A 12026-nucleotide genomic window follows, 5' to 3' on the forward strand; every position below is an offset into this window, starting at 1 on the left:
TTATTGAATGTCAGAATCAGTAGATGAACTCACCGTTGAGTATCATGAAGGCGACGTGATGACGGTCAAGGAGCTGGACAAGGTCATTTTGTCAAAAGGCGCCTGGGCAACCGTGATGTTTCGCTATCAGGATCTTGATCGTAAAACCGGCGAATTCGGACCGGACAAATATACGATTCGCCGCTATCAAAAGCGCAATGGCGAATACAGCCAACGTTCGAAATTCAATATCTCAAGCCGCGATCAGGCCAATCAGATCGTGACTGCTTTGAATCAATGGCTTGAAGACTGATCGATCACCGCTTGAAAATATGAATAAAAGTCTCGTTACCAATCTGATTGCGGCGGGTCTGTTTGTCACAGGTTTATTGTTACCCAGCCCTTGGCGCGAGCCGCTGTTGTTCACCGGTTTGTTTGCACTGGCCGGGGCACTGACCAACTGGATCGCCATACACATGTTGTTTGAGCGTGTGCCTTTTTTGTATGGATCCGGGGTGATCACTGCTCGCTTTGCTGAATTCAAGTCGGCTTTGCAGTCATTGGTTATGCAGCAGTTTTTCAGCCAGGAGAATGTGGATCGTTTTTTTGCCGAGTTAATGCAAGAAAACGGTCAGCAGCGACTCGATTTTTCGGATGTCATTGAGGCGACAGATTTGAGTCCGGCTTATGACAGTCTGGTGGCAACCATTACCGAATCATCGTTTGGCTCTGTTTTGTCGATGTTTGGCGGACAAGCTGCGTTGGAGCCTTTGCGGGAACCGTTCATCAAAAAGATGAGAAAGGCATTGGATGTGGTTGCGCATAGCGAGCAGTTTCAGCAAAGCCTGCAAGCCAAGTTGAGCAGCGCGCCAGTGGCGGCCGATATTCATCGACATATCGAGGCCATGGTGGCCGCGCGGCTGGATGAACTGACGCCTGCCATGGTGAAGGACATCATTCAGCAAATGATTCGTCGTCATCTGGGCTGGTTGGTGGTCTGGGGCGGTGTTTTTGGCGGCTTTATTGGTTTGTTGAGCAGTTTCTTTTTGTGAGTTGTCGCCTGTGTCAGTCGCCAGTTGCTGACTTCGCCAGTTCCAGAGGCAAACGCTATCAGCAATGTAGCGTTTGCCTGTCGGTGATGATGCATCCGCTTGATTTACCCGATGCTGAGAGCGAAAAAGCCCTCTATTTGACCCATCAAAACGACGTGAATGACCTGCGTTATCAGGCCTATTTGTCTCCGGCCATCAATGCGGTGCTGCGCGATTATGACAACACTGCGGCGGGTCTGGATTTTGGCGCTGGCCCCGGTCCTGTGGTGCAGCATGTTTTATCCGGACATGGCTTTCAGCTGAGCTTGTATGATCCCATCTTCCATCCGGATGTGTCGGTTCTAGATCGAGACTATGATTTCATTATCTGCACCGAGGTCATGGAGCATTTTCATGATCCCAATCAGGCTTTTAAGCAGCTAAGAAAACTCCTGAAACCGTGTGGCAAGCTTTACTGCATGACATCTTTGTTCGACCCGAATATTGACTTCATGAAGTGGCACTACAAAAACGATCCGACCCATGTTTTTTTCTACCATCAAAACGCGCTTGACTACATTGCTGAGCAACATGGTTTTTCAGCGGTCACCGTTGATGAGCGATTGATTTGTTTCAGCGGCTGAACTGGGCCTTGATAGCTGAGACTGCAGATGCCGGCAGTCGCATGGTGACGTTAACTGTCTCGGCAAAAGCCTGATCGATAATCTGCCCCTGACACTGCGCCAGTTGATATTCCAGAAATTGTAATTGCGGGTAAGCCAGTTCAAGTTGCAGATCGACCATTTCGACCCAGGGATGTTTTTCTGCCAGTGAAATGACTTGTTTGGCGGTGCCACCATAGGCCCGAGTCAAGCCGCCAGTGCCCAGTTTGGTTCCGCCAAAATAGCGAATCACGGTGCACACCACGTTGATCAGATTTTCACCTTCCAATGGTGCAAGTATGGGTCTTCCAGCGGTGCCCGAGGGTTCGCCTGCATCGTGACATCGTTCCTGAATAAATCCACCAGACTCTCGTATCCGCCAGGCAAATGCCAGGTGATGTGCTTGTGGGTGCTGGGCCGCCAGTTGCCGGAGGGCGTTTAATGCCTGTCGTTCCGTTTCACAAGGCGCAATCATGGCGATAAAGCGGGACTTTTTGATCTCGTCTTCGGCAAAAAAACTACGGTGAACAGTAATTAATGATGAAGTCATCAGGAAACTATGGGAAATAACAGGCCAACAATTTAACATATTGACCACTCAGCCAGTGCAGATGCGATGTTCTGGCATCTACACCTGCTTGAAATCAATTCGAATAAGTCGTCAGGAAATTAATTTGTCAGAAGTTATATTTGCCCCAGGGCAGCGTTGGGTCAGCAACAGTGAAGCTGAATTGGGACTGGGTATTGTTAAAGAAGTGAGCGGTCGCAGAATTTCGCTGCTGTTTCCGGCTGCTGCAGAAGAACGCACTTATGCCTCGGACAACGCGCCACTGAGCCGGGTGATCTACAAAGAGCACGATCAAATCTGCAATCAGGAAGGGATTAAGCTGACAGTAATCGCTCGTCAGGAAATCAATGATTGTCTGATTTATCTTGCCGTGACTGATGATGGAACCGAGCTGACCCTGCACGAAATGGATTTAGCCAGTGAAGTGCAATTTCGTCAGCCGCAGGATCGACTGTTTGCAGGTCAAATCGATAAAAACCGCGAGTTTGATCTGCGTCTGAAAACCTTGGAGCACCATCACAGATTGCAGCAATCAGCATTATTTGGCTTGTCGGGCGGCCGTGTTCAGTTGCTGCCTCACCAGCTCTATATCGCCAGCCAGGTAGGGCAGCGATATGCGCCACGTGTCTTACTGGCTGATGAAGTCGGTCTTGGAAAGACTATCGAAGCAGGTTTAATCATGCATCAACTGCTGTTGACCGGACGGGTCAACCGGGTGTTACTGCTGGTGCCTGACAGTCTGCTGCATCAATGGTTGGTGGAAATGCTGCGGCGCTTCAACCTGCAATTCACAGTGATGGATCAGGAGCGATTCTCAGCACAACGAGAACAAGATGCCGACAGCAATCCTTTCGAAGCATCACAGTTGATTCTGGCCAGTGTTACCGAGCTTGCAAATGAAGCTGAAATGCGCGCGGCGGTTGTTGATTGCGACTGGGATATGCTGGTGATTGATGAAGCGCATCATTTGCAGTGGTCAGCCACGCAAAGCAGTGCCGAGTATTTACTGGCTGAACAGTTGGCCGCAGCAATAGAATCAGTGCTGTTACTTACCGCAACCCCGGAACAACTTGGCGTTGCCAGCCATTTTGCCCGATTGAGATTACTGGATCCGCAGCGCTATTTTGATTTGCAGCTTTTTACTGAACAAGAACAGAACTTTCAAACACTCAGTGGCTTGCTGCAAAGTCTGGAGGACTGTGAATCAGCAGCAGAGTTTTCGAAAAACACTCAGTTGAATCAATTGCTCGCTGACTACTTTGAGCTAGGTCAAATCAAGGCATTACAGACAACCGAGGCCTTTGCTGCAGAGAAAAAGAAACTGATTGCCGATGCTCTGGATCGTCATGGTACGGGTCGCTTGCTGTTTCGTAATACCCGGGACACGGTTTCCGGCTTTCCCGTGCGGATCTGTCATTCATATGCCTTAGCTGCGTTGACGTCTGATGAAGTCGTCACCGATCCGCTGATCCTGATTCAGAGTGAGCGTTTGTTGGGCGAGCAGTGGTTAACACAAGATGCGCGGGTTGCCTGGTTGGTTGACTGGCTCAAACAACATCGGCAGGACAAGGTTTTGCTGATATGTGCTCGCGCTGAGACGGCTATTGAGCTTGAACAATACTTTCGTGTGCAGCATGGCTGCCGAAGTGCGGTTTTTCATGAACAAATGACACTGGTTAACCGGGATCGCGCCGCTGCCTATTTTGCAGAAGAAGAGCAGGGTGCTCAGATATTATTCTGCTCCGAAACCGGTAGTGAAGGGCGTAATTTTCAGTTCTGTCAGCATCTGGTGATGTTTGATTTGCCATTAAGTGCTGATTTGCTTGAACAGCGTATTGGCCGTCTGGATCGTATCGGTCAGAAAAACGCGGTACAGATTCATGTGCCTTATCATTCAGGCAGTGCCCAACAACGCTTATTTGACTGGTATCACCAGGGATTAAACGCTTTTGAGCAGGTGGCCACTGCCGCGAGCAAGGTCAATGAACAATTGGCAGCGCCGCTGACTGAGGCTTTGCTGTCTGCTGATAGCAGCGTATTTGAGCGTCTCTTGCAACAAGCCCGTGAGATGAACAACACCCTGACACAACAACTGGGTGACGGACGTAACTGGTTGCTGGAGCGAAATTCTTTTGATGCTGAGATTGCTGCGTCAGTGATTGAAGAAATTGAATCAGCATCGCGATCACTGGAACTGGCCGATTACATGGATCATGTATTCAGTGCTTTTGGTGTTGATCAACAAACCCACAGCAGTGACAGCATTATCATCATGCCCGGCGATCATATGATCTACCATGATTTTCCGGGATTACCGGAAGATGGTCTGACGGCGACTTTTCATCGTCACAAGGCACTCAGCAGAGAAGATCTCGCCTTTCTGAGTTGGGAGCATCCGATGGTACTGGGTGCCATGGATCTGGTGATGCACAATGAGTTGGGCAATACCGCTTTTTGCACACTTGCTTCAGAACGGCTACCTGCCGGAAGCTTGTTGCTTGAAGCCGTATTTGTGATGCGCTGTGCCGCACCACGTCATTTACAGATTGGTCGATATTTGCCTGAAAACTATTTGCGTTTACTGATTGATCAGCGCGGACGCAATCACGCAGACAGTCTGGATGCCCAGTCTGTCAGCCAGCGAGCAGGGCGCATTGCCAAAAATACTGCCCAGCAGCTGGTCAGCCGAGCCAGGACTCAGATTCAGGATCTGATATCTCAAGCGCAGCGAACAGCTGTCGAACAAACACCGCAGTACGTTGAACAGGCTAAATCGCAAATGCATCAGCAACTTGAATCGGAGTTGCAGCGGATGCAGCAGTTGGCCAGAGTAAACCCGGATATTCGCCAGCAAGAACTGGATTATCTGGCGCAATCACGCCAGTTACTGGAAGATGCTCTGACAAACAGTCAACTGGTACTCGATGCTATTCGTGTCATCATTGTGACCGAACCATCATGATCGGCTGACAGTCGATAGTGGGTTTATTTCGCCTTTTGCCAAGGATAGTCAATTGACCAAAAAAATTGTCCTGCCTTTACTGATAATTGCTGCAGCGATAGTGGTTTTCATGCTGATGAAGGCAACGCAAACAGAGCCAAGCTCGCTGGACCGACCTGAACGTGCCTGGCTGGTCAATGCACAGCCTGCCACCTTTGAGACGCTTTCACCGCAGATCATCCTTTACGGTCGCGTTGAAACACCTCGTATCAGTTCGTTGACCACTGCGGTTGAAGCCTATGTCGAGCAAATTCATGTGCTTGAAGGGGACAGGGTCCGCGCCGGTGAATTATTGATTGAACTGGATGATTCCGACGTTCGCCTGCTGCAACAACAAGCCCAGGCCGATGTCGATGAAGCACAAAGTCTCATCACCAGCGAATTACAGCGATATCAGCGTGATCAGCGCATGCTTGAGCATGAGAAATCACTGCTGGCACTTGCTGAAAGAGCTGCCGAGAGGGCCCGTACCCTCGAACAAAGCCGCTTGGCGGCACAAGTGACTGTCGATGAAGCGTTGGCAAATGTGCAGCGTCAACACCTGACCATCGAACAGCTTGAATATGAACTGGCGACACATCCGCAGCGTCTGGCTCAACTCAGTGCCTCGCTAAGACGTGCCGAGGCCATGTACGCAAAAACCCAGCTGGATCTGCAACGCACACAAATTACAGCGCCGTTTGATGGCCGAGTCGCCCGACTGGAAGTTTCACAGGGTGACCGGGCACGTGAGGGGCAAAACCTGTTGTCGATTTATGACCTCAGTGAACTGGAAATCAGAGCCCAGATACCCGGAAGGTTCATCAATACGCTCAGACAATTACTGCATGAGGGATCTCAACCGGAAGCGGTAGCCATTATCGACAAACAGTCCTATCCGCTGCGCCTGAATCGTCTGGCAGGTGAAGTTCGTGCAGACACAGGAGGCATAGAAGGCCTGTTTCGTTTTGCCAATGCGGGAGAACAAGTGTCACTTGGACAGTTTGCCGAATTGCACTTGCAAATGCCGCCGCAACACAATGTGTTGGCTTTACCTTTCAGTGCGCTTTATGGCCTCGACCGGGTTTATCGGGTCGTTGATCAGCAAATGCGTTCAGTCAATGTTGAGCGGGTCGGCGAATATCGGGATGCCAACGGCCAGCAAAAAATTCTGGTGCGTAGCCAGGAAATTGAAGCCGGTGACCAGATTGTTACCACGCAATTACCTAATGCAATCAATGGCCTAAGGGTTAATATTCATGCAGAGTGACGGTCAAATTCACCGTCGCGACTTTCTGGGCATATTCGCCCAGCATAAGGTGGCAAGTAACCTGTTGATGGTGTTGATTATTCTGGCGGGCCTTGTCGCGCTGGATCGACTCAACACCCAGTTTTTTCCGAATTTTGCACTGGATATCGTCAATGTTCGTATTGAATGGCGCGGCGCCAGTGCTGAAGACGTAGAAGACGCAATCACTAACCGGGTTGAGCAAGAGCTGAGAAGTGTTGATTTTGTCAAAAAGATGACCTCAACATCTTCATATGGCATGTCCTTGATTTCACTTGAGTTTGAACAGGGCACAGACATGGGCCGGGCGCTGGATCAAGTCAAGGATCAGGTGGCTCAACTGCGCAATCTGCCAGCAGATTCAGAAATTCCCGATGTGACAATGGTGACTCGCTATGAAGGCATCGCAAGGTTACTGATCACCAGCGACAGCACGCTTGCTGAATTACGCCCTCTGGTGCATGAGATAGAACAGGATCTGCTCGATAGAGGCATCGCTCGCGTCAACATCACTGGCTTGCCCGCCGAGGAAATTGCGATTCAGATTGATAGTCGTCAATTGGAAACCCTAGGTTTAACTTTTCAGGACGTTGCCGATCGCGTTGCTGACTTGAGTCGTGATTTGCCTGCTGGCGAAATCGGTAATGAGGAAACCACTCGTCAACTACGCAGCCTTGAGCAACGTCGAGATGTGCGTAGTTTTAGCAGTTTGCCGCTGAAATCTGATTTCGAGGGAGGCTTGTTAACGCTTGATGATGTTGCTCAGATAGAACGACGTCCAATGCGCCGACAGACCAGTGTTTTCTACCAGGGCCGACCTGCTGTTGAAATTGAACTGCAACGAACCGAGAATGCTGATGCGCTGGCATCCGCCAAGATTCTTGAACAATGGATGATAGACATTGACGGGCAGCTTCCAGAAACCGTTCAGCTCAAGGTCTACGATGCCAGTTGGCAATTAATTGCCGAACGAATCAACTTGCTGCTGTTTAACGGCTTGGGCGGTTTACTGCTGGTATTGGCGATATTGTTTTTATTTCTGCATGGCCGTATCGCCATGTGGGTGGCCATCGGCATCCCGGTGTCATTCATGGCCGCATTGTCGGTGCTGTATCTGCTCGGTGGCAGTATCAATATGATCAGTCTGTTCGGACTTATCATGGCGCTGGGCATTATCGTTGATGATGCCATCGTGGTGGGCGAGGATGCCTTTACCCATTATCAGCGTGGCGAACCACCGCTTAAAGCCGCTGAAGGCGGTGCAAGACGCATGCTGGCGCCCATTTTTTCATCATCACTGACCACGATTTCATCATTTATCCCTTTGATGCTGATAGGCGGCACCATCGGCAATATCCTGTTTGATATCCCGTTTGTTGTGGTGTGTGTCATTGTGGCCTCACTGGTGGAATGCTTTTTGATTTTACCGGGCCATTTACGACACAGTTTTCAGCATATGCATCATGCGGAGCCCTCGGCATTTCGAAAACGACTTGATCGCGGGTTTGAAACATTGCGTGATGCGATGTTCCGGCCACTGGTTACCGCAGCCGTTCGTCAGCGATGGACCACGATTGCCGGCGCATTGGCCTTGTTGATCATGTGTGTTGGCTTATTGGCTTCCGGGCGACTTAGTTTCACCTTTTTCCCTTCACCGGAAGGCACCACTGTTCTAGCTAATGTGCGATTTGTCGCGGGTTCGCCGCAATCAGAAGTCAAAAAGTTTCTGGAACATCTCAACGAAACACTGGAGACAACCCTGGATGATTTGGGGCATGACATTCTTGATGTTGCTGTGACCAGACTTGGCACTGCGGGTACAGCCGGCGGTGGGGCTGCAGCATCAGATGATCGCTTTGGCTCGATTCAGGTTGAACTGGTGTCGCCAGATGCCCGAAAAGTCAGTAACCGGCAATTTATCAATCATTGGCGAGATTCCATTACGCTTCCGGCAGGTATTGAAACCTTCACCTTATCAGAGCGCAGAGGCGGTCCACCGGGTTCTGATATTGATATTCGACTGACCGGTGCAGATGCCGACACGCTCAAGGCGGCTGGCCTGGAAATTCAAGATGCTCTTCGCAGTTATCCTGGCGTAAGTGCGATTGAAGACGATATGCCTTACGGTCAGGAGCAACTGATCTACCGAATCAATGGACAGGGTGAAGTGCTGGGATTAACGGTAGACACTGCAGGCAGACAGCTGCGGGCAGCTTTTGATGGCCAGCTAGTGCAGATTTTCCAGGATGGTCGTGATGAAGTTGAGGTAAGGGTCATGTTGCCTGATAGTCAGCGAAATACCATGGCGACGCTGGCTGATTTGATGATACGGCTGCCTCAGGGCGGTAGTGTGCCGTTATCAAGCGTGCTGGATTTTGAGTCGCGTCGTGGTTTTGATGTGCTCAGGCACAGCGAAGGGCAGCTGGCGATTCATGTAACAGCGACCGTCGATGCCAATGTGAATAACAACAATGTGATCATTGCCGATCTGAACGAGACTTTCATGCCTGAGCTGGCATCACGTTATGGTGTGAATTATGTGTTTGAAGGTCGGGCAGAAGAGCAGGCTGAAACCATGGGGGATATGGGCAAAGGCCTGATCATGGCTTTGCTTTTGATCTATCTGATTCTGGCTTGGGTGTTTTCATCCTATGGTTGGCCATTGGTGGTAATGGCGGCCATTCCGTTTGGATTGATAGGGGCTGTGACCGGTCACTGGTTGTTGGGACTTGATCTCACCATTTTGTCATTGTTCGGAATCTTCGGGCTGTCAGGCATTGTGGTCAACAATGCCATTATTCTGGTGACGTTCTATCAACAATTACGCGATACCGGCATGGCCAGTGATGAGGCTATCATTGAAGCAGCAGCCTTGCGTCTGAGAGCCGTATTACTGACTTCATTGACCACCATTGGCGGACTGACGCCCTTATTGTTTGAAACTTCCCGGCAGGCGCAATTCTTGATTCCGATGGCGGTATCGATCTCATTTGGTCTGATGTTTGCGACGGTGCTGGTGTTGCTGGTTATTCCTGCCTTGTTGTCCGTCTATGAAAACAGCATGAACCGGCAAGATCGCGTTTAAGCTCGGCCTGAAAGGCTATTCAGCAAGTTGCTGTTTGAGTCGACGCGTCACCTCATCCCATAGTGACAATCTGGAAGCATCACCGACCCGGTTATCGCGTGCACCAGCCAGATACAACCCACTGCCATTAAAGCTGTACACCGGCACCAAATCCTGCCGTTTGTTGGCCGGTTTGATTTCGGTAATCAGATTATCAAGTACCAAGGGTATCGCCCGACGATTTTCAAAGTAGGTCAATACCATGTGGGCCTGATTGATTTCAGTGGCCTTAACGTAGGTGATACGCAGTTTTGAGTCATCCATGCCCAGCTGGAGCAGGGTGAAATATTTGGCGATAGCATAGTCTTCACAATCACCCGCACCCACTGCCAGCGTCTCAACCGGCGTGGCCCAATAATCCTCGACATCCCACAGGTCAATGTCATCCATAAACAGCACCCGACTGTTAAAGAAGTCATTGACCAGCGTCAGCTTGTCCTTGTCATCAAGCGCATGATTGGCAGGATCGCTCATTAAATCCTGCCAATCTTCCAAACGCTCACGTGCACGTGGGTTGTATTCAACTTCTATCCGGTTGAGCAGTCGATCAGAGAGCTGTAATTCGGCAATCAGTGGCCCTGTCAGCAGCAGACTGCTGACGATTAGAAATACACCAAACAATTGGCTTAAAGGCCGACTTTTTAACATTATCAGCGACTGATTCCGTAGATGCCGGCTTTCTGGACAATTTCAAAGTCTTCATCCGAAATCACGCCCTCGGCCAGCACTTTGATATTCAGCAAACCGGACACCTGTTGAATGATTTCGAGAAAATCAGGCTTGCTAGCATTGCCGGTGATATTGGTTGTTACATCTCTGGCAAGGCGCAGATAATCCAGTTGTAAATCACGAAGTCTGTCGACAGGAATCACATCCGCTGCATAGCGTTTTAACAGGGTTGTTGCACCCAGTTCGCGGACAAAGCTATTGAAACGGCGGACAACATCAAGCTGCTTGGCCGCAGCATAGGCCGTGACGCTGAAAGCCAGTTGTCCAGGGGCAACTTTGCTTTGTTGCAGTCTGGATTTAAGCCAGATGCGGAATTCTTCTGAAGCAATGCTTTGCATTGAGAGATTGACCGTGACGGGTGTTGGATCCTGGCTGGTTTCCATCAATTGGATGATCTTATTGACGATGCATTTATCCAAAGCCTCAACACGGCCAAAGACTTGAGCCATTGAGAAGAATGTGCCGATAGACATGGTCTCACCATCGGCATTTTTCACCACGGTAAAGGCTTCCTGCATGACTTCAATAGCAATCGCCCCATCGTGATTGTAGGCTTTGCTGGTGAAGGTGATTTCGGGTGTGTTGTGTTCAATGGCATCATCAATAGCCACTTTCCAGGCTTGCTCACTCATCGAGCTCAGACTATCGGTTCTGATATGGAAAGCATTTGGACCTATCAACCTTGCTTGCTCATAGGCTTCGATCAATGCAGGCATCAGTCGGTCATATTCACTGGTCAGATCAAACGGAACCACACCGATATGCAGTAAATCTCGCACATTGTAGTGTTCGCCCAAATGATTGATGGCTTTTTGTAAATCTTTAAGTTGATCAATCATTTCGGCAGGTTTGGCTGTTTTCAGCAGTAAGGCAAACTCAGAGCCATACAATCGGTAGGCATATTGACCACCGGCATGATGGCGGAGCAGGGCAGAAAACTCGATCAGCAGTTTGTCGACCGCGCTATTACCTTGTTCACGGGCAATGGCTGCCAAATCATCAAACTTGATAAAAATGGCATGACCGGCTTCACGACTGGCAATGGCCGACTTGCTGGCACGGTTAAAGCTTTCCTGGTTGAGCAGACCCGTTAATGGATCCCGCATGATACTGTCGTTGAGCTTGGCCAGCTTGCTGTTCATACGGCTGATCGTGTCTGCCAGTTTGCGAGACATGCTGTTCATGGAAATCGTCAGGTTTCTGACCTCGGTAGTCATCGGCAGTGGTTCAACTTCAACAAAGTGACCGGCAGAAATTTCATTGGCCTGACGCTCGATAGCGCGCAGTGAACGTAACGTCAGTTGCAGTACCAGATAGAGCAGCAATACGGTCAGGGCAAAAATTACCAGCGAATAGGTAAGTGTTGATTTGATTTGCTGATAGAGCTTGAGATAGCCGTAGCCCGGATTACTGGTGACATACAGCGTGCCGGCGATATTCCAGCCAGAACTGAGTTCCGTTTCAGCTGTTGCCGTTTCCATAGGTAGCCACTGAATCAACCAGTCAGGCACGCCCTGTAATCGTTCGGTGTTGGTCAAACGCACCAGTATCAYCATCGACGTTGAGCAAGCGCATTTCGCGGTAATACCCCATATCAAAATCGCACTCATCATGGTGCGCAAAATAGGGTCGTTTTCATCGGCCATATGCGGCTCATCGACAGAC

The 12026-nt window shown here is 49.9% G+C and carries 9 protein-coding genes; 6 read left to right on the top strand and 3 right to left on the bottom strand.

From position 1 onward, the window contains the following. The first annotated feature begins 7 nt into the window (after nucleotides 1–7). From MPL1_RS10660 to MPL1_RS10670, 3 genes are read left to right on the top strand one after another with little or no spacing between them, the layout of a single operon-like run. Nucleotides 8–292 (top strand): hypothetical protein, encoded by a 285-nt coding sequence (locus MPL1_RS10660; protein WP_009727143.1) that lies wholly within the window; start codon nucleotides 8–10, stop codon nucleotides 290–292. Between the two features lie 19 nt (nucleotides 293–311). Next, nucleotides 312–1031, top strand: a complete 720-nt coding sequence (locus MPL1_RS10665; RefSeq protein WP_009727144.1) for a DUF445 family protein — start codon at nucleotides 312–314, stop codon at nucleotides 1029–1031. After that, nucleotides 1028–1654, top strand: a complete 627-nt coding sequence (locus MPL1_RS10670; protein ID WP_009727145.1) for a class I SAM-dependent methyltransferase — start codon at nucleotides 1028–1030, stop codon at nucleotides 1652–1654. Before MPL1_RS10665 ends, MPL1_RS10670 begins: the two co-directional genes overlap by 4 nt. On the opposite strand, the gene MPL1_RS10675 is transcribed toward MPL1_RS10670, so the two are convergent. Then, nucleotides 1644–2222, bottom strand: a complete 579-nt coding sequence (locus MPL1_RS10675) for an IMPACT family protein (protein WP_009727146.1) — start codon at nucleotides 2220–2222, stop codon at nucleotides 1644–1646. The genes MPL1_RS10670 and MPL1_RS10675 overlap by 11 nt on opposite strands. A 124-nt stretch (nucleotides 2223–2346) precedes the next feature. Between MPL1_RS10675 and rapA the strand changes: the two genes are divergently transcribed. The 3 genes from rapA to MPL1_RS10690 are packed head-to-tail and all read left to right on the top strand — an operon-like array spanning nucleotide 2347 to nucleotide 9593. After that, nucleotides 2347–5202 carry an RNA polymerase-associated protein RapA gene (rapA, locus tag MPL1_RS10680; protein ID WP_009727147.1) on the top strand — a complete coding sequence of 952 codons (2856 nt, stop codon included), beginning with the start codon at nucleotides 2347–2349 and terminating at the stop codon, nucleotides 5200–5202. A 52-nt stretch (nucleotides 5203–5254) separates the two neighbouring features. After that, the gene (locus MPL1_RS10685; RefSeq protein WP_009727148.1) at nucleotides 5255–6490 is read left to right on the top strand and encodes an efflux RND transporter periplasmic adaptor subunit; all 1236 of its coding nucleotides are present in this window, start codon (nucleotides 5255–5257) and stop codon (nucleotides 6488–6490) included. Further along, entirely contained in the window at nucleotides 6480–9593 is a 3114-nt protein-coding gene (locus MPL1_RS10690) for an efflux RND transporter permease subunit (RefSeq protein WP_009727149.1), read from the top strand. The genes MPL1_RS10685 and MPL1_RS10690 overlap by 11 nt, the downstream gene beginning before the upstream one ends. Before the next feature lie 15 nt (nucleotides 9594–9608). Here MPL1_RS10690 and MPL1_RS10695 read toward each other — a convergent pair whose 3' ends face one another. Then, nucleotides 9609–10280 carry a transglutaminase-like cysteine peptidase gene (locus tag MPL1_RS10695; protein ID WP_009727150.1) on the bottom strand — a complete coding sequence of 224 codons (672 nt, stop codon included), beginning with the start codon at nucleotides 10278–10280 and terminating at the stop codon, nucleotides 9609–9611. Between the two features lie 2 nt (nucleotides 10281–10282). Then, nucleotides 10283–12026 (bottom strand): bifunctional diguanylate cyclase/phosphodiesterase (locus MPL1_RS10700; protein WP_009727151.1); only part of this gene is annotated, 1744 nt, incomplete at its 5' end.

The sequence above is a fragment of the Methylophaga lonarensis MPL genome (genome assembly GCF_000349205.1).
Taxonomy (GTDB): domain Bacteria; phylum Pseudomonadota; class Gammaproteobacteria; order Nitrosococcales; family Methylophagaceae; genus Methylophaga; species Methylophaga lonarensis.